Source organism: Streptomyces sp. NPDC047108 (assembly GCF_040643575.1).
Taxonomy (GTDB): domain Bacteria; phylum Actinomycetota; class Actinomycetes; order Streptomycetales; family Streptomycetaceae; genus Streptomyces.
Genome location: NZ_JBEYUP010000012.1, coordinates 34,704 through 53,046, shown reverse-complemented (window position 1 = coordinate 53,046; position 18,343 = coordinate 34,704). Strand labels below are relative to the sequence as shown.

14 protein-coding genes are annotated in these 18,343 nt (G+C 72.7%); 8 read left to right on the top strand and 6 right to left on the bottom strand.

All coding sequences use genetic code 11. The features are described from left to right. Positions 1-8 precede the first annotated feature (8 nt). Genes ABZ822_RS22380 through ABZ822_RS22355 form a run of 6 tightly spaced genes read left to right on the top strand, consistent with a single transcriptional unit; the run spans position 9 to position 8,613 of the window. A complete protein-coding gene (locus ABZ822_RS22380) occupies positions 9-2,699 on the top strand; it encodes a lantibiotic dehydratase (RefSeq protein ID WP_360856867.1) in 2,691 nt (896 codons plus the stop codon). 8 nt (positions 2,700-2,707) lie between these two features. Then, positions 2,708-3,778 (top strand): lantibiotic dehydratase C-terminal domain-containing protein, encoded by a 1,071-nt coding sequence (locus ABZ822_RS22375; RefSeq protein WP_360857204.1) that lies wholly within the window; start codon positions 2,708-2,710, stop codon positions 3,776-3,778. Beyond that, positions 3,775-4,911: a M50 family metallopeptidase gene (locus ABZ822_RS22370; protein WP_360856864.1), complete on the top strand. Its 1,137-nt coding sequence runs from the start codon at positions 3,775-3,777 to the stop codon at positions 4,909-4,911. The genes ABZ822_RS22375 and ABZ822_RS22370 overlap by 4 nt, the downstream gene beginning before the upstream one ends. A gap of 26 nt (positions 4,912-4,937) precedes the next feature. Next, positions 4,938-5,870 carry an ABC transporter ATP-binding protein gene (locus ABZ822_RS22365; protein WP_360856861.1) on the top strand — a complete coding sequence of 311 codons (933 nt, stop codon included), beginning with the start codon at positions 4,938-4,940 and terminating at the stop codon, positions 5,868-5,870. Positions 5,871-5,908: 38 nt separating this feature from the next. Further along, the gene (locus tag ABZ822_RS22360) at positions 5,909-6,664 is read left to right on the top strand and encodes an ABC transporter permease (protein WP_360856858.1); all 756 of its coding nucleotides are present in this window, start codon (positions 5,909-5,911) and stop codon (positions 6,662-6,664) included. Beyond that, the gene (locus ABZ822_RS22355) at positions 6,661-8,613 is read left to right on the top strand and encodes a TOMM precursor leader peptide-binding protein (RefSeq protein WP_360856855.1); all 1,953 of its coding nucleotides are present in this window, start codon (positions 6,661-6,663) and stop codon (positions 8,611-8,613) included. The genes ABZ822_RS22360 and ABZ822_RS22355 overlap by 4 nt, the downstream gene beginning before the upstream one ends. Positions 8,614-8,752: 139 nt before the next feature. On the opposite strand, the gene ABZ822_RS22350 is transcribed toward ABZ822_RS22355, so the two are convergent. Then, positions 8,753-8,929, bottom strand: a complete 177-nt coding sequence (locus tag ABZ822_RS22350; RefSeq protein ID WP_003968635.1) for a thiazolylpeptide-type bacteriocin — start codon at positions 8,927-8,929, stop codon at positions 8,753-8,755. A 202-nt stretch (positions 8,930-9,131) separates the two neighbouring features. On the opposite strand from ABZ822_RS22350, the gene ABZ822_RS22345 reads away from it, so the two are divergent. Further along, on the top strand, positions 9,132-10,361 hold the full coding sequence (locus ABZ822_RS22345) for an amidohydrolase (RefSeq protein WP_360856851.1): 1,230 nt from the start codon (positions 9,132-9,134) through the stop codon (positions 10,359-10,361). A gap of 279 nt (positions 10,362-10,640) precedes the next feature. On the opposite strand, the gene ABZ822_RS22340 is transcribed toward ABZ822_RS22345, so the two are convergent. After that, positions 10,641-11,633, bottom strand: coding sequence for a helix-turn-helix transcriptional regulator (locus tag ABZ822_RS22340; RefSeq protein ID WP_360856849.1), 993 nt, complete (start codon positions 11,631-11,633; stop codon positions 10,641-10,643). Positions 11,634-11,902: 269 nt separating this feature from the next. Next, positions 11,903-13,021 (bottom strand): AraC family transcriptional regulator ligand-binding domain-containing protein, encoded by a 1,119-nt coding sequence (locus ABZ822_RS22335; RefSeq protein ID WP_360856846.1) that lies wholly within the window; start codon positions 13,019-13,021, stop codon positions 11,903-11,905. A 177-nt stretch (positions 13,022-13,198) separates the two neighbouring features. On the opposite strand from ABZ822_RS22335, the gene ABZ822_RS22330 reads away from it, so the two are divergent. After that, positions 13,199-14,872 (top strand): FAD-binding oxidoreductase, encoded by a 1,674-nt coding sequence (locus ABZ822_RS22330; RefSeq protein ID WP_360856843.1) that lies wholly within the window; start codon positions 13,199-13,201, stop codon positions 14,870-14,872. On the opposite strand, the gene ABZ822_RS22325 is transcribed toward ABZ822_RS22330, so the two are convergent. The 3 genes from ABZ822_RS22325 to ABZ822_RS22315 all read right to left on the bottom strand — a co-directional run bounded on the left by ABZ822_RS22325 (position 14,847) and on the right by ABZ822_RS22315 (position 18,190). Then, positions 14,847-15,293: an SRPBCC family protein gene (locus ABZ822_RS22325; protein WP_360856841.1), complete on the bottom strand. Its 447-nt coding sequence runs from the start codon at positions 15,291-15,293 to the stop codon at positions 14,847-14,849. The two genes, ABZ822_RS22330 and ABZ822_RS22325, sit on opposite strands and share 26 nt — an antisense overlap. Positions 15,294-15,441: 148 nt before the next feature. Next, on the bottom strand, positions 15,442-16,833 hold the full coding sequence (locus tag ABZ822_RS22320; protein ID WP_360857201.1) for an aminobutyraldehyde dehydrogenase: 1,392 nt from the start codon (positions 16,831-16,833) through the stop codon (positions 15,442-15,444). A 43-nt stretch (positions 16,834-16,876) separates the two neighbouring features. Beyond that, positions 16,877-18,190 carry an NAD(P)/FAD-dependent oxidoreductase gene (locus tag ABZ822_RS22315; RefSeq protein WP_360856838.1) on the bottom strand — a complete coding sequence of 438 codons (1,314 nt, stop codon included), beginning with the start codon at positions 18,188-18,190 and terminating at the stop codon, positions 16,877-16,879. Between the last annotated feature and the right edge of the window lie 153 nt (positions 18,191-18,343).

Below are 18,343 nucleotides of genomic sequence, written 5' to 3'. Positions count from 1 at the left end.
AACTCCCCATGCTGAGCCGCCGGTTCATGCTCCGCGTCGCCGGGCTCCCCGTCGAGTCCGTGCACGGTCTGCGCTGCCCCGAGAGCCGCCGCTGGGCGGACGACGTCCTCACCGAGGACGCCCGCCTGCGCGCCGCGGGCGAGTCCGTCGGGGACCGCCTGCACGCACTGGTCGGGGGGTGTACGGACGAGACCTTGCGCCGGTCCCTGCTGGCCCTGCGCCGCGAGGTGTTCAACAACCGCCTCCCGCGCGACCCGGACACCGCCGTCGCCCTCGTCGCCCCGCTCGACGCACCGACGGCGAAGGCCCTGGCCGCCTGGCTGGACGACCGGCGGGAATGGAAGGCCCGCCGCGCCCAGGGCGCCGGACTGATCGCCGCCGACCTGGGGCGCTCCCGGGAGGAGCTGCGGCGCCTCGCGGGCGAGGAGCGGCTGCGCAAGGGTCTGCTGCTCGCCTCGCCGTCGCTGGACGCGCAGATCGACGACTTCGTGGCCAAGGCGGGGCCCCGCCCCGACAAGCGGCAGCGCAAGATCGAGCGGTCCCTCGTCGCGTACCTCTACCGGACGGCGTGCAAGACCAGCCCGTTCAGCACCTTCACGGGGGTGGCGCTCGGCGCGTTCGAGCGCGCCGACGGGTGCGCGGCAGGCGACCGCACCATCCGGATCGACACGGACTGGACCAGCCATCCGCAGCTCAACGTCGTGGCGCTCGGCCGGCTCGCCGAGGCCGTGACCGACCACCGCGAGCGCCGCGCCGACCTGCCGGTCTCCCTCGCGTCCGGCTGGGGCCGGGACGACGACCGGGTGAGGTACGTCCGCCGCCTGGTCACGGCGGGGGACGACGACACGGCCGTCACCTTCGACTCCGTGAAGGACCGGCTGTTCTTCCTGCGCCGCAGCGGCACTCTGGAGCGGATGCTGTCGCTCTTCGAGCAGCAACCGGTCCTGCGTTACGGCGAGTTGGTCCGCTGGCTGGCCGCCGAGCAGGAGGCGCCCGAAGAGGAGTGCGAGCGCTATCTGGAGGCGCTGCTCGGACTCGGGATGATCGAGGCGCCGGGGCTGCGCACCGGCGTCCACGACATCGACCCGCTGCGCGCCTTCCAGGAATCGCTGCGGGACCTGGACCGGCCCTGGGCGCACGAGCTGGCCGGGGCGCTGGAGGACCCGGCGTCCCGCATCGAGCGGTTCGCCGAGGCCGAGCCGTCCGAACGGCGGGGGCTTCTGCAGGAGTTGCGCGGCGGCCTGCGCCAGGTCCAGGAGGACCTGGGCACCGAGCAGGCCAAGGTGCCGCAGACCGTGCTGTACGAGGACGCGGTCGCCGGGCGTGACCTGGCGTGCGATCCGTCGGCGTGGACGGACCTGGCCGAGGGCCCGCTGCGCGCGGTCGAACGGGTGCTGCCCGCCTTCGATCTGACGCTCCCTCAGCGGATCACCCTCAAGGGCTTCTTCCTGGCCCGCTACGGACAGGGCGGCCGCTGCGAGGACCTGCTGAAGCTGGTGCACGACTTCCACGAGGACTTCTTCGACCAGTACCTGTCCTTCACGGCGGGCCGGAAGGCCTACGACGCCGAAGGACGGTACGTCCCCGAGGAGAACTGGCTCGGACTCCCGCAGATCAAGGCACTCGACACCGCCCGGCAGGCGTTCTCGGGCCGGATGCGGGCCCTGTGGGACAGCTGGAGCGACGCGGCGGCCCAAGGTGAGGAGAGCGGCGAACTCTTCCTGGACGAGGCGTTCCTGGACGAGGTCGCGGGTGAACTCACCACCGTCACACCGGACTTCGCCACGCTCAGCCACCACATCCAGCTCTCCGACGAGGAGGAGGGCCCGCTGTTCGTGCTCAACCGCTCGTTCGGCGGGCTCAGCTTCCCGTTCAGCCGCTTCACCCACTGCTTCGACGGCCTCGACGAGGAGCTGCGCGCCCAGGCCGGTGCTATCGAGCCGGACGGCGTGGTGTTCGCGGAAGTGACCGGCGGCTCCGTGACCAGCAATCTCAATCTCCACGGGCGGCTGACCGACCACGAGATCGTCTGCCCCGGCGAGACCGGCACACTGCCCCCAGAGTGCCAACTCCGCCTGGACGACCTGTACATCGAGCACGACGAGGCGGCGGACCGGCTCGTGCTGCGCTCGGCGCGGCTCGGCCGCGAGGTCGTCCCGGTCTACCTCGGCTATCTCGTACCGCTCGCGCTGCCCGAGATCCCCCGCACCCTGCTGCTCCTCTCCCCCACCTCCATCGCCCCGCTGGACGTCTGGGCCGGCATTCCGGAGGGCGAGCCTTCCGACGGGGTGACCCGGCGACCGCGGGTCCGCCACGGCAACGTGGTGCTCAGCCGACGCCGGTGGAGCGTGCCCGCCTCCGTGCTGCCGCTGCGCGCGCCCGGGGTGAGCGACGAGGACTGGTTCCTCGAGTGGCACCGCTGGCGGCGCGCCCACGGCCTGCCCGACCGGGTGTTCGCGACCGTGTCGGACGGCGGCGGACGCGGTGCGACCGGGTCCAAGCCGAGCTGTGTCGACTTCGACAGCTTCCTGTCGCTGACGGCGTTCGAAGCACTGATGAAGAGCCCGGGAGCCCGTGTGGTGTTCCGGGAGATGTTGCCCGAGGAGGACGGCCTGCACGCCGTCTCCGACCGCGGCCGCCACGTCGCGGAACTTGCCGTGGAGACCGTGTTCTCCACCCGAGGGAGTGATGAGACGTGACGACGGGCATGGGAAGCGACGTGAGCACGGGCGCGGGGACCGCGGGCGGGGAGCGGCGCGGAGCCTGGCAGGCGACGCACATCTTCTACGCCGCCAACCCCCGTCCCATGTTCCTCCAGTGCATCCGCCCCCTCATCGCGTCCCTCGAGGCGGACGGGCTGCTGGCGAACTACTTCTTCATCAACTACTGGCTGCAGGGCCCGCACGTCCGGCTGCGCATCCGCCCCTCCTCCCCCGAGGCAGAAGCGGAGGTACGGCGCCGCACCGAGGAGGCCATCGACGCCTTCCTCACCGAGCGCCCCGCGCTCTACGAGGTGGACTCCGGCTTCCTCCGCGACTTCTACGACGCCCTCTTCCAGATCGAGTTCCCGGAGGCCGACCGCGCCGAATTCCTCGACGACCAGGGCCGCATGCGGCTGCAGCCCAACAATTCGCGCAGCGCCGAGCCGTACGAGCCCGAGTACGCCAAGTACGGCGGCCCGGCCGGGATCGAGCTGGCCGAGTGGCACTTCCGCCGCTCCAGCGACCTCGTCATCGACGCGTTCCGCACCAAGAACCTCCATCTGCGCACCGTCCTGCTCGGCACGTCCGCCCAGCTGATGATGGTGATGTCGGGCTGCTTCATGCCCGAGGACGACCGGCTGGCCGGATATCTGGAGAGCTACTACCAGTTCTGGCACCGGGCGTTCCCCGACACCGGTTTCATCGGCACCGACGAGTACGACCGCAACTACGCCGAGCTGGCTCCCGATCTGGCCCGCCGCTTCGCGCACATCCGGCAGGCGGTGGCCTCGGGCGAGCCGGGGCGGCTCCCCGCCTTCGTCGACGGCTGGGCGGCGCACTGCCGTGAACTGCGCGACCGCGCGCACGACCTGTCCGTCCGCGGCGAGCTGATCTTCCCGTCCGCGGACGGGAAGCTCGTACCGTTCACCGACCCGGACAAGGCCCTGCCCCGCCTGCTGTCCCCGTATATGCACATGACCAACAACCGCCTGCACGTGACCATCCGCGACGAGGCGTACCTCTCGCACGTCCTCGCCCGCGTCCTGCGGGAGTACACCGTCGGGGCAGGCACATGACGGCGGCCCCGGCCCAACTCGCGGAGTACCGCCCGGCGCTGAGGAAGAAGATCCTCATCAGCAGCGGGATGCTCCACGGTGCCCGGACCGTCCACCTCATCAAGGACACCGACAGCGGCCGGTCCTTCGAGGTGGGCGTGAAGGAGCACTTCCTGATCTCCCGTATGGACGGCACCCGGAGCCTGGAGGACATCGGAACGGACTACGCCCGCGAGTACGGCCGACGGCTCGGGGACACCAACTGGCAGGGAATCCTGGGCATGCTGGGGAGCCGGGGCCTGCTGCAGGGCTCCGAGCGTGCCCCCGTCACCTCCATGTCGGCCGGCGCCCGCGTCAAGAGGAAGCGCAAGCACGCCCGCAACAGCTTCATGCGCGGCGACCGGCGGCTGGTCACCGACGCCGACGCCACCACCGCCCGCCTCTACCGCGCCACGCGCTTCCTCCTCACCCCGTACGCGATGGTGCCCATGCTGCTCATGGTCGCCGCCATGGAAGGGGTGATGCTGCTGCACCTGGGCGAATTCGTGCTCGGCGCATGGGGCATGCTGCGCAATCCCGTCCTCCTGGCGGGGGCGGGCTGCCTCATGTGGCTGAGCACGACACTCCACGAACTGGCCCACGGCGTCACCGCCCGGCACTACGGCGGTCACGTCACCGAGATCGGCCTGCGCTGGCGTCTCCCGCTGATCATGATGTACTGCGAGGTCGACAACTACCTCTATCTGCGGACCCGCTGGCAGCGGATCGCCACCGCCGTCGCCGGCGCGGTGATGAACCTGCTGTTCCTGCTCCCCTTCTGCGCCGTGTGGCTGTTCGTCCCCTCCGACGACGCCACCCACGACGCCCTCGGCGGCCTGGTCTTCCTCGGCAGCGCCCAGGCCCTCGCCATGCTCGTCCCGCTGCCGCCCCTCGACGGCTACAAGATCGCCGGCCAGCTCGCCGGAGCCACCCAACTGGCCGCCGACAGCCGGGCCTACCTCGTGCTGGCCGTCCGCCGGGACCCGGCAGCTGCCGACTACCCGCGCCGCGCCCGTATCGCGTACCTCGCCTATGTCCTCGGCACCGTGCTCGTCCTCTGCGCCCTGGTCGCAGCCTTCGCAGCACTCGCCCTGTTCCTGCTGACGACCCTGTGAAACCGACGACCACGAAGGAGACCACGGTGAACACCACCCCTGCGAACGGCGCGCAGCCACCGGAAGCGGCGGCCGTGCTGCACGATGTGCGCAAGGCGTACGGCGAAGTCCGGGCCGTCGACGGAGTCTCGCTGACCGTGCGCCGCGGCGAGTTCTTCGGGCTGCTCGGCCCCAACGGCGCCGGCAAGACGACCCTCGTCGAGATCATGGAGGGCCTGCGGCAGGCGGACTCCGGGACGGTCACGATCCTGGGCCACCAGCCCTGGCCCCGCGATGTCCGGCTGCTGCCCCGCCTCGGCGTGCAGACCCAGGCGTCGGCGTTCTTCGTCCGGCTCACCGCGCGCGAGCACCTGGCGACGGTCGCGGCCCTCTACGGCGCGCCGCGCCGCGCGGTGGACCGGACCCTGGCCATGGTCGGCCTGACCGAGCACGGCTCCCAGCGGGTCGAGGACCTCTCGGGTGGGCAGCGGCAGCGCCTGGCGATCGCCTCGGCGCTGGTCCACGAACCCGAGCTGATCTTCCTCGACGAGCCCACCGCGGCCCTCGACCCGCAGGCCCGCCGCGCCCTGTGGCAGGTGCTGCGGGACCTCAAAAGCGCCGGGCGCACCATCGTCTACACCACCCACCACCTCGACGAGGCCGAGGAGTTGTGCGACCGCGTCGGCATCGTGGTGAACGGCCGGATCACCGCGCTGGACACCCCCGGCCGGCTCGTCGCGGCGGGCAGCCCCATGACGCGGCTGCTGGTGCCCGCGGACCGGATCACCCTCGAACAGGCACAGGCCATCCCCGGCGTCCAGCAGGCCACGCTCGACGGCGACACCGTCGTCCTGGAAACCCTCGACTCCGGGCCCGTCCTGTCGGCGGTCGACGCGATCGCGGGCCTCCAGGGCGTACGGACCCGTACCGCCACGCTCGAGGACGTCTACCTCGAACTCACCGGCACACCCCAGGGCTGAGCCCGGTACGAGCGCACGAAAGATACGGAGGCACCACCATGAGCGCATACTCCGCGCTGAGCCAGGCCGGCTACAAGGCCCACGTCCGGGACAAGACCACCCTCTTCTTCGTCTTCGCCTTCCCCCTGCTCTTCCTCATCGTCTTCGGGCTGATCTTCAACGGGCAGTCCGTCGACGAGACCGGGCGGGCCTACATCGACTACATCGCCCCCGGCGTCATGTCCTGGGGCATCGCCAACGCCGCCGTGTTCGGCATCGCCTTCGTGCTGATGCAGTGGCGCCGCGACGACCTCCTCCGCCTCATCCGGATGACTCCGGCCCCGCTGACCGCCGTCCTCGGCTCCCGCTACGTCCTGGCCGTGGCCATCGGACTGGTCCAGGCGGTCATGTTCGTCTCGGTCGCCCTGCTCCCCGTCTTCGGGTTGAAGCTGGCGGGGACCTGGCCGCTGGCGGTGCCGATTCTCGTCCTCGGCATCACCGCGTTCCTCGCCATCGGGGCCATCGTCGGCTCGTACGCGAAGACGCCCGAGTCGGTCGCCGCCGTCGCCAACTGCATGATGGTGCCGATGGCCTTCCTCTCGGGCTCGTTCTTCCCGCTCGACCAGATGCCGGACTGGTTGCAGACCCTCTCCCGGATCTTCCCCCTGCGCTATCTCAACGACGGTGTCTCCGCGGCCATCACCGGTGACGGCGGCACGTCGGACATGCTCCTCGCCTGTGCGGCACTGGGCGGGTACACCGTGGTCTTCGGCCTCATCGCCATGAAGACCTTCCGCTGGAGCGACAAGTCATGACGCAGACCGGGGCGCCCGAGGCGGCGCCCTTCTCGGCGGGCGAGGCCCTGCTGCAGCACGAACTCGACCGCCGGTACGAGGAGTTCGCGCCGCAAGGGGCCGGCCCGCTCCCCGCCCCGCTCGTCGTACCCCTCGGTGCCGCCGACGCCCTCGGAGACGGTCAGAGGGATCCGCACGCCGACGTACGGCCCGGGGCGAACGTCCATCTCTCCTCCCGGGCCGTCCTCATCGGGCCCTGGGGCGGGAGCGCTCCGGCCCGCGCCTGCGGGAACTGCCTCGCGATGCGCTGGCAGCGGCTGCGCAGCCGCTCCGAACGCGAGGCGCTGGAGCTGGGGTTCCGGCCGCGCGGTGCCGGCGCCTGGCCGGTGCTGACCGACTACGCGCTGGACGCCGTGTGGGCCGCCTACCGTGCTGTGATGGACGGACGGCGCCAGACCGCATCACCGGTGGCCGCCGACCGTGAGCTGGGGCAGGTCACCCGGGTCGACCTGGGCACGCTGGCCGTCGCCACCTTTCCCGTGCTGCCGGAGCCGCTGTGCCCGCGGTGCGTGAGCGCCCGGCCCGACACCCCCGATTCCGTCCGGCTGCGACCGGCCTCCCGCCCCAAGCCGGACCCGTCCGCCTACCGGCTGCGGCCGCTGGACTCCTTCCCGCTGCCCACCTCGGCGCTGGCCAACCCGGTCTGCGGAGCCCTGGGTTCGGGCGTCTGGATCAACCCGGCGTCCACCACGACGGCCCCGGTCGCCGGCTCCAACTTCGTCCGCGGCTACGCGGGCCTGAACGACGTCACCTTCAGCGGGCAGGCCAACAGCTACGCCACCAGTCGCACCCTCGCCTACCTCGAAGGGCTCGAGCGCTACGCGGGCACCCACCGGCGACGCGGCACCTCGCCGGTCCACGACTCGTACCACCGGCTGCGCGCCCTCCACGGCGATGCCGTCCTCGACCCGGAGGTGTGCGGCTTCTACGCGCCGGAGACCTACGCCGGTGATCCGCTGGTGAGCCCGTTCGACCCCGACCGTGCCATCCCGTGGCTGTGGGGCCACTCGCTGCGCGACGACCGGCCCGTCCTCGTACCGGCCCGGCTGGTGCACTACAGCGCGGGCGTGGAGGCGGACAACTTCGTCTTCGAGTGCTCCAACGGCTGTGCCACCGGCGGCAGTCCGGAGGAAGCGACACTCTTCGGGCTGCTGGAGCTCATCGAGCGCGACGCCTTCCTCCTCGCCTGGTACGGCCGCGCCCGGCTGCCGCGGATCGACCTCGGCTCCTGCCGGAGCGGCACGATCCGCACGATGCTGGACCGGGCGGCCCTGCACGGCTACGACGTGCACGCCTACGACAACCGGATGGACCTCGGCATCCCCGTCGTCACGGCCGTCGCCGTGCGCAGGGACGGCGGCCACGGCACGCTCGCGTTCAGTGCGGCCGCGGGGCTGGACCCCGAAGCGACCGTGGACTCCGCGCTGTCCGAAGTCCTCACCTACATCCCGCACCTGCCGTACCAGGTCGCCGACCGGCACGACGAACTCAAGGCGATGGCCGAGGACTTCGGCCAGGTGAAGCATCTCAAGGACCACGCGCAGCTGTACGGGCTGCCGGTGATGGCCCGTCACGCCCGCGAGTACCTGGAGCCCTCGGCGGTGGTGCCGCTGGCGGAGACGTACGCGGACTGGGAGGCCGTACGGCCCCGGACGGGCGACCTGCGGGACGATCTGCTCTTCGTGCGCGACGCGTTGGTGCGCGCGGGCCACGACGTCATCGCCGTCGACCAGACCAGCCCCGAGCAGGAGCGCATGGGACTGCACACGGTCAGCACGACCGTACCGGGGCTGCTGCCGCTGGACTTCGGGTGGAACCGGCAGCGGGCGCTGCGGATGCCCCGGCTGTGGGCGGCGCTGGCGAAGGCGGGCAGGACGGGCGCCAAGGAGGTGCCGCATCCGTTCCCGTGAGGGGCGGAGCGGAGGCCGTACGCCCGGTGCATCGCATGCGCCGGGCGTACGGCCCGGCACGCGCGCCGTGACCCGCACACGCAAAGCGCCCGGCGTCCCCGCTGGAGCGGGGGCGCCGGGCGCGGTGGCCTGGACGAGATCAGGCGCTGCAGGAGGTGGTGCTGGTGGTGCTGGAGCAGGTCGAGGTCGAGGAGCACGACGTCGAACCGGCGAGCACGACCTCGGAGGCGTCCGAGTAGTCCGAGATCTCGAAGGTCTCCGACTCCAGCTCGAGGATCTCGTCGGCGAGGGTGGCGAGCTCAGTCTTCGGGGCCATGGTCTTCTCCCTTGGTCACAGGGGCCCCGCCGGCTGTTCCGGCGGTCTTCCCCTTGGGGTGGACCCATTCCATCGGCCGCCGCTGGCAGATCGGCCCGGCTTCCGCTGTCACTTCGCTGACACCTGCTGTCAGCGGAAGGGCCCGCTCCCTGAAGGCCCGCACGAGCAGGCTCGCACGAGGAGAAAGAGGGGTGTTCAAGGGATGGACGTGTCCCCGGACGTACTGCGGCCCGCCGTCGAGCTCTGCCTCGATCTCCACGCCCATCCCGAACTCTCCGGGGACGAGAGCCGCACGGCGGGTCTGTTCGCCGGTCACCTGGAGCGGCAGGGCTGTTCGGTGACCCGGAAGGTCGGCGGTCACGGCGTCGTCGGAGTGCTGCGCAACGGCAGCGGGCCGACGGTGATGCTGCGCGCCGAACTCGACGCCCTCCCCGTGACGGAGCGCAGCGGACTCCGCTACGCCAGCTCGGTGCCGGGCGTCATGCACGCCTGCGGCCACGACCTCCACCTCGCCGCCCTCGCCGGGGCGACCACGCTGCTGGCCCGTGCGCGTGACGTGTGGCGCGGCACCCTGCTCGTCGTCGGGCAGCCGGCCGAGGAGACGCTGAGCGGGGCGCGGGCCATGCTGGAGGACGGGCTGTACGAGCGGTTCGGCACACCGGACGCCGTCCTCGCCCAGCACACCGCGCCGTTGCCCGCGGGGACGGTGGCCCACGGCCGGGGCCCGGTGATGGCCGGCAGCACGACCCTCGACATCGTCGTCCACGGCCGGGGCGGCCACGCCGGGACCCCGCACCTCGCGGTCGATCCGGTGGTGACGGCCGCCGCGATCGTGCTGCGCCTTCAGGGCGTCGTCTCCCGGGAGACGACCCCGGCCGACCAAGTGGTGCTGACCGTGGGCTCGCTGCGCGCCGGGGAGCGCGGGAACGTCATCCCCGACCGCGCCGAACTCGGCGTCACCGTACGGGCGTTCTCCGATGCGGCGCTGGAGCGGGCCGCCGGCGCGGTCGAGCGGATCGTACGGGGCGAGTGCGCGGCCTCCGGCTGCCCGGACGATCCGGTCGTCAACGTCGCGTCCCGGTCTCCCGCCCTCGTGCCCGACCCCGGCCTCGCCCAGGAACTGCGCGACGTCCACACGGCGGGGCTCGGCGCGGGGCGTGTGACCCACTGGCCGGGCTCGACCGCCACCGAGGACTTCTCCTGGTTCGGGCCGGACGGGGCGGCGCTGCACGGCGGCACCGACGTCCGCACCGCCTACTGGATGCTCGGCGTGACGGGCGCGGCGCAGTGGCGTGCCGCGCTCTCGGGCGGCGGTCCCGTCCCGGCCAACCACTCACCGGAGTTCGCCCCGGACCTCCGGACGTCCCTGCCCACAGGCATCACGGCAATGACCGATGCGGCTCTGCACCTTCTACGGGAGGAACCACCATGAGCACGGATTTTGTCGAAGTGATCGCGGTCCGCAGCGACATGGCGGCGCCCGCGGCGGCGACCACGGCCGTCAGACTCGTGGGGCTGCTTCCCCCGCACTGGGCATGTACGCCGCATGTCGAACGCGACCGGGTCCGGCTGAAGATCCGGCTCGAGGGCACCGGCGGCAGCCGTGCGGTCCGCAAGGCGGTGACGCGGGTGCTCGCGGACAGTGCGCTGCGCGGCTGGCGTGAGGAGGTCCGGAGTGCCTTCCGGGGCTCCGCGCAGGCGGGTGCCGTCGTCAGATCCAGCCCCGCTCACGGGCCAGCAGCGCCGCCTGGGCCCGGCTCGCCGCGCACAGCACCCGCATGAGGTCGGCGACGTGGCGGCGGTAGGTCCGCACGGAGACGCCGAGTTCGCGGGCGCCCGCCTCGTCCTTGCCGACGGAGCACATGAGGACCAGGACGCGTTGCTCGATCTGGGAGAGTCCCTGTGAGGCCGTGTCGTCCGCCGCGTCCGTGCCCATCGGCAGGTCCTCGGCCTGGTCCCAGATCTTCTCGAACAGCGCGATGATGTTGGCGACCAGGCCGCCCTCGTGGGCGAGCAACGCCCCCCGGGAGGTGTCCTCGGGGTCGACGGGGACCATGGCGATGCGGCGGTCGTAGACGAGGATCCGCTCGGTGATGTCCTCGGCGACTCGGATCAGGGCGCCGTGGGAGACCAGTTCGCGCAGGTATCCGACCGTGGGGCCGTGGTCGAGCGCCTTGCGCAGCACGACGCTGCGGATGCGCACGCCACGGCGGAGACATCGCAGGTCGAGCGGGCGGGCCTGCTCGACGTTCTCCGGCTGGAGTTCGGTGTAGGGCTCGACGGAGAGGATCTCGTCCCGGGCGAAGAAGGCGAGGTCCGCGATGCGGCTGCGGACCTGGTCCAGGTCCTCGAGCTGCTCGATGCCGTGCCGGCAGGCGGAGCGCAGCCCCTGCTCGGCCCGCAGGCCGTCGATCACGTGCCGGAACTGGGTGACCCGCTGGAGTTCCTGGTGCAGTTCGTGGAGCCGGATGTCCATGAGCCGGCCCAGCGCGATGTCGGGGTCCATGGGCGAGATGAGCTTCCCGGAGGCCCGGAGGAGCCCGAGCCGGCAGAGCCGGTCCAGCGCGGCCTGCGCAGTCTTGGGGTCGGTGTGCAGCAGCAGCTGGATGTCGTCCGCGGGCGTGCCGGGATTACGAAGGAAGTGCCGGTATATCTCCTCTTCGTCCGGACCGACCCCGAAGGCGGACATCTCATTGGTGCCCACGCTCGGCCCCCTTGTTCCTTGTTCGGCTAGGAAGCAGCGTAGGTGGTCGATGAGCGCCTGTGACCTTTCGGGACGGAATTGTGTACGAGATGTGGTTGAACACCGCACAACCGGCGCGCCCTGCTCCGTCTCCGGCCGGCCCGCGGACCCGGGCGCGGCCCCGGGCTGCCGTGTTCCGGGGAGCCGCGGTGTCCGGTCCCCCGTCCCGGGGAGCGGTCAGGTCAGGACGCGGTCCGGTCGGGGCGCGGTCAGGTCAGGACGCGGTCCGGTCAAGGCGCGGTCAGCCCGCGCCGGTAGCTGCCGGGCGTGGTGCCCTCCCAGCGCGTGAACGCCCGGACGAAGGCGGGCGCCCCGCTCAGCCCCAGCTCATGGGCGATGCGTTCCAGCGTCCGGTCCGTGCTGGCCAGCAGCCGCCGGGCGCGGTCGTGCCGTGCCGCGTCCAGCAGATCGCTCCAGCACGTGCCCTCCTCGCGGAGCAGTCGGCGGAGCGTGCGCTCGCTCAGATGCAGGGCCTCCTGGACGTCCTCGGGCCCCACCCGGTCCAGCGGCGCCTGGTCGAGCCAGCCCCGCACCCGCTGCCGGACGGTGACCGGGGCGGCGAGGCCGGACAGCAGCCGGTCGGCGTGGGCCCGGTGGAGCGCGGCCAGTTCGGGATCGCCCGGGCCGCGGACGAGATCGAGTTCCGGGGTCGCCACGGTGACGGTGTTCCGCTCGGCCCCGAAGCTGACCGGGCACCGCAGGATCCGCTCGTAGGGCGCGAGGTCGCCGATCCGGGCATGGGTGAACGCGACGGCGGCCGGAGCCCAGCGGCGTCCAGCGATCCAGCGGGCAGCGGTGACGGAGGCCGCGACCACGGCCTCGACCTGCTGCGGGTGCATCGCCCCTTCGGGGACGGACGGGCGGTAGACCAGCCGCGAGCGGCGCGCGCCGCGCTCCAGCCGCAGCGCACCGGCCTCGCTGACGAGCGGCAGATAGCGGACGGCCTGGGCGGCCGCCTCCGCCAGGCTGGTGCAGGTGAGGACGAGATGGCCCAGGACGTGCAGGGCGGAGGGCTGCAGGGCGTATCCGATGCGCAGTCCGGTGTGGGGTTGCTCCGTGGGGCCGAGCACCCGGTCCCAGACGCGTCGCACCTCGGAGAAGGGCAGCCGCTCGGCGGAGGAGGCCCAGGCGCCGCCCTCGTACACGCGGGCGTCGGCGCGCACGCCCGCGCCCTGCTGTCCGCGCACGTCCGCACCCTCCTGCCCGCGCGCGTCCGCATCCTCCTGCCCGCGTGCGTCCCCGTCCCCGGCTCCGGCCGGGTCCGGTGCGTCCCCTTCCGGCGCCGCCCCGTTGCTGATCACGGCATTCGCGTACGCAGCAGCGACGGTCGGGGCCTCGGGAGTCCGCATGGCCGTCAGTCAACGTGGTGTGGCCGACGGCGTCAACGGAGTGACCTGCAGAGTCAATGCCCCCGCGCCGCCGCACCGCTAGCGTCTCCCACCCCCGCGGTGCGCCTCGGACGGGCACGCACGCGACGCGCGGGCGAACGACGGCGCTGAAGCGCGCGACGGACGAAGGGTGGAGGCATGGCCGACATGCGGCGCAGGAAGTTCTGGGGCTGGGGCTACGAGGACGAGCAGCCCGGCCGCGCCGAGGTCGAGGAGACCGCCGCGCTGGCCCGCGACATGCTCGGCTTCGGCGACACCGAGGTGCGCACGCCCCCGCGGGCGGAGGACATCCGCCTGCCGGATCCGCGTCTGACGGTGCCCGCCTCCCTCGCCGGAGTCGTCAGCACCGACCCGTACGAGCGCATCCGCCACGCCTACGGCAAGTCCTACCGGGACGTGGTCCGCGCCTTCCACGGCGAGTTCCCCAATCCGCCGGACCTCGTCGCCCTCCCGTGCGACGAGAAGGAGACGGCGGCCGTCCTGGAGTGGTGCGCGGAAGCCGGCGCAGCCGTGATCCCCTACGGCGGGGGCACCAGCGTGACCGGCGGCGTGGAGCCGCTGGTCGGCGACGCCTACACCGGGACGGTCACCCTGGACCTGGGCCTGCTCTCCGGCGTGGTGGACGTGGACTCCGGATCGGCTTCCGCCCGCATCCTGGCCGGTACCACGCTCCCCGACGCCGACGCCCAGCTCAAGCCGCACGGGATGACGCTGCGCCACTACCCGCAGTCGTACGCGCACGCCACCGTGGGCGGTTCGATCGTCACGCGGGCCGGAGGCCACTACGCCACCGGCCGGACCCACATCGACGACTTCGTGCAGTCCGTCCGCGCGCTCACCCCGACCGGTCCGTGGGAGAGCCGCCGCCTCCCGGCGTCGGGCGCGGGCCCGAGCCCGGACCGGATGCTGATCGGCTCGGAGGGTGTCCTGGGCGTGGTCACCGAGGCGTGGCTGCGCGTCCAGGACCGTCCGCGGTACCGCGCCTCCGCGAGCGTGCGCCACCGGACGTTCGCGGAGGGCGCCCGCGCCGCCCGGGCGGTGGTGCGCTCCGGTCTGCAGCCCGCCAACTGCCGTCTGCTCGACCCGCGCGAGGCCCTGCTGAACGGCGCGGGCGACGGCACCCACGCCGTCCTCATCCTGGGCTTCGAGTCGGCGTACCACCCGCAGGAGACGCTGCTCTCCCAGGCGCTGGAGTGCGTACGCGAGCACGGCGGTGAACTCGCCGGAGAGCCCCGGATCAGCCGTCCGGAGGCGGCGGAACAGCGGAGCGGCCCGGCTCCCGAACAGCAGTGGAAGGACGGCTTCCAGGCCGCGCCGTATCTGCGGGACACCCTCGTGGCCGCCGGCATCCTGGTGGAGACGTTCGAGACGGCGGTGACCTGGAACCGCTTCGGTGAACTCGACGAGGCCGTGCTGCGGGCGGCGCACGAGGCAGCCGAGGAGGTCTGCGGCACCGGCGTCGTCAACCGGCGGCTCACGCACGTCTACCCCGACGGCGCCGCCGTCTATTACACCGTCCTGGCCCCGGCACGCCGCGGCAGCGAGACGGCGCAGTGGGACGCGGTCAAGGCGGCCGTCTCCGAGGCGATCCTGAACACGGGCGGCACCATCACCCACCACCACGCCGTGGGCCGCGACCACATGCCCTGGTACGAACGCCAGCGCCCCGACGCGTTCGCCGCGGCCCTCAACGCGGTGAAGGGGGAGCTCGACCCGCACCGGATCCTCAACCCTGGCGTTCTGCTCCCGGCACCGCTCCTGGCCGGCCACCCGGCCGCCGAGAGCGTCACGAGGACTCGACGGCTGCCTTGATGCGGTTGCCGAAGGCGGGTGCGTCCTTGCGGGCGGCGCTCAGGGCGAGGCCGACGAGGAGCTTGCCGATGCCGTGGCCCTCGAGTTCGTTGAAGATGCGGACGCGGGTCCTGCCCGGGCCCACGGACTCGAGGTCGTAACCTCCCTCGCGGGCGGTCACGATGTTGTGGGAGATCTCCGTCCAGCGGATCGTCCGGGGTGCCTCGAACCCGCTGATCCGGAACTCCCGGCCGGTGGTCATCCCGGCGTCCTTGACCTTGCTCCGGTAGACGGTGCCGACACCGGTCGGGCCGTCGGTGGTCTTCGCCATCTCCAGCACTCTGGGGCTGAACTTGGGGTCGTTCTCGCCGTCGGCGAGGAAGGCGAAGACCTCCTCGATGGAACGGTCGATCTCGACGGTCGCCTCGAACTGCCCGGCCATGACTGCTCCCTGTTCGCATGTGGGGTCGGTGACGTGCGGCATCGTCGCAGACGGCTCCCGAGAGACCCGGGAGTTCGGCCGGGGACACCCGGAGGTCCACCATGACGGCGGCGCCTCCGGGTGCCCGGTACCTCTTCCGTAGGGCGGCTCAGAGCATGACGTGCTTGACCTGGGTGTAGTCCAGCAGGCCCGCCATCGACAGATCGCTTCCGTAGCCGGAGTGCTTGACGCCGCCGTGCGGCATCTCGGACACGGTGGTGCCGTGGGTGTTCACCCAGACGATCCCGGTGTCCAGGGCGCGGCTGGCGCGCATGGCGCGGTCGAGCCCGGTGGTCCACACGCTGGCCGCGAGGCCGTACCGTACGCCGTTGGCCAGCCGCAGCGCCTCGTCCTCGGCCGCGAACCGCTGCACGGTGACGACGGGGCCGAAGATCTCCTCCTGCACGATCTCGTCGTCCTGGCGGAGGCCGGCGACGACGGTCGGCTGGTGGAACCAGCCCGGCCGGGCCGGCGAGGAGCCGCCGGTGACGACCTCGGCGTGTGCGGGCAGACGGCCCAGCAGCTCCTGCACCGACGCCAGTTGCACGGCGTTGTTGAGGGGCCCGTAGTCCGCGGACTCCCCCGGTGCCCCCGTCCGCAGCTTCTCGGCGTGGGCGGTGAACGCGGCGAGGAACGCGTCGTGGACGGCGTCGTGCACCAGGAAGCGGGTGGGCGCGGTGCAGTCCTGTCCCGCGTTGTAGTAGGCGACGGCCGCCAGGTCCGCGGCCGTGGCCTCCAGGTCGGCGTCCTCGTGGACGATGACGGGCGCGTTGCCGCCCAGCTCCAGATGGACCCGCTTGAGGTCCGCCGCCGCGGCGGCCGCGACCTCCCGCCCAGCCCGTACGCTGCCGGTGACCGCGATCAGGCGCGTGGCCGGGTGTCCGGTCAGGGCGCGGCCGGTGTCGCGGTCGCCGCACACGACGTTGAGCACGCCGGGCGGCAGGTGCTCGGCCGCGATCCGCGCGAGGAGGGAGGCGGACGCGGGCGTGGTGTCGGCCGGCTTCAGCACGGAGGTGTTCCCGGCGGCGAGCGCCGGGGCGATCTTCCACACCGCCATCATCAGCGGGTAGTTCCACGGGGTGATCTGGGCGCAGACCCCGACGGGTTCGCGGCGGAGCAGCGAGGTGCGGCCCTCGGTGTACTCGGCGGCTGCCGCGCCCGGAAGATTGCGGGCCGCCCCGGCGAAGTAGCGGACGGTGTCGACGATGGCGGGCAGTTCGTCGTCGCGGAACCGCTCCGGCGGCTTGCCCGTGTCGCCGACCTCCGCCGCCACCAGTTCCTCGACGTGCTCCTCCATGGCGTCGGCGATGCGCAGCAGAGCCTGCTGGCGCAGCGCCGGTGTGGTCACGGACCAGTGCTCGTACGACGCCGCGGCGACGGCGCACGCGTGGTCGACGTCGGACTGGTCCGACCGGGGCGCGCTGCGGTGGGTCTCGCCGGTGGCGGGGTCGACGAGGTCCATGACGGCGCCGGAGTTGGCGGGCAGGTCGGCTCCGCCGATGTGGTTGAGGACGGCGGTGGGCGGGACGCCGGGCGGGGTGGTGTCAGCCACGGTTCAGCGCCTCCTTCGCGGCGGCGCGGCCGGTGCGGACCGCGCCCTCCATGTATCCGGCGACCCACTGGTCGGAGCCGCAGACGTAGAAGGGCGGTTCATGGGTGCCGTGCAGGGGGCCGACGGCCATGACGTCGCCGGGGGTCCACTGGGTCACATAGCCCTGGGTCCACGGGTCGGTGCCCCACAGGCGCAGGTACGAGGCGAGCGGTTTGTGCGCCTCGGCGCCGTAGAGGCGGGCGATGTCGTCGAGCAGTTCGTCCTCCCTGAGGTGGGTGGGCATGCCGAGCAGCACGCCGTAGCGCTCGGGCGGGATGAGGGCGGAGAGGATGCCGGTGTTCTGCGGCCAGGTGCTGCCGAGCACGCCTTCGCACTCCGAGAGGCCGTTGAGGTCCTGCAGACGCCAGAAGGGGTGCTCGTACGCGGCGACGAACTTGGCCGTGACCGCGTGCCGTTGACGCCGCAGCGAGGCCAGGCGCTCGTCGGAGACCCCGGTGACGGACAGCGAGCGGAACGGGCCGGCGGGCAGCGCGCTGACGACGGCGCCGGCGCGGAAGGACTCGCCGCTCACCAGGCGTACGGTGCAGCCGCCGGGACGGACGTCGACCGCGGCGACCGGCGAGCCGAGACGGACCCGGTGGCCCAGCCCTTCGGCCATGCGCAGCGCGACCGTGGCCGAGCCCTCGGCGACGCGCAGGCCCTCCCAGTCGTCGTAGTCGTAGTGCCGGCCTCCGGGCACGGCCGCGTTCTTGCGGAGGGCGGCCAGCAGCGAGGTGCGCTCCAACGAGCCGCTGGCCAGGGCGAGTTGGCCGATCTCCCAGAGGCGTACGACGGCGTGGGTGGCGCCTTCCGAGCGCAGCCAGGCACCGACCGAGACGCGGTCGAGGGCCGCCGCGTCGGGGTGCGACCACGGGTCGTCGGGGTCGACGCTGCGGGCAAGGGCGACGAAGGCGGCGGTGACGCGCTGGTGGCGGACCTCGTCGCCGGGGCCGAACCAGTGGGGCGGCTCGTCGGCCGAGATGCCCTCCGGGGTGGCGCGGGCCATGTTGCCGGGCTCGGCGACGTAGCTGGGGACGAGGGTGAGGCCGAGTTCCGCGGCCAGTTCGAGATAGGCGGTGTGGGCGCGGCCGACGACTTCTCCGCCGAGCTGGACGAGCCGGCCGTCGGGCAGGACGGCCTGTTCGACCCGTCCGCCGACCCGGTCGCGGGCTTCCAGGACGAGCACATCGGCTCCGCCGGCGACCAGGTCGCGCGCGGCCGACAGGCCGGCGAGCCCGGCGCCGAGCACGATGACATCGTGATGCATGGGGCGTTCCTACGGTTGCGTGGAGAGCGGGAGCGGGCACGGCCGCGGAGGGCCGCGGCCCGGGACGTCGGGTCCGGGTCGGTCGCCGGGGCGCGGCCCGGGCGGGCGGGAGCCTGAGGGGCCCGCCCGCCGCGGGACCGCGCGTCCCTTCGA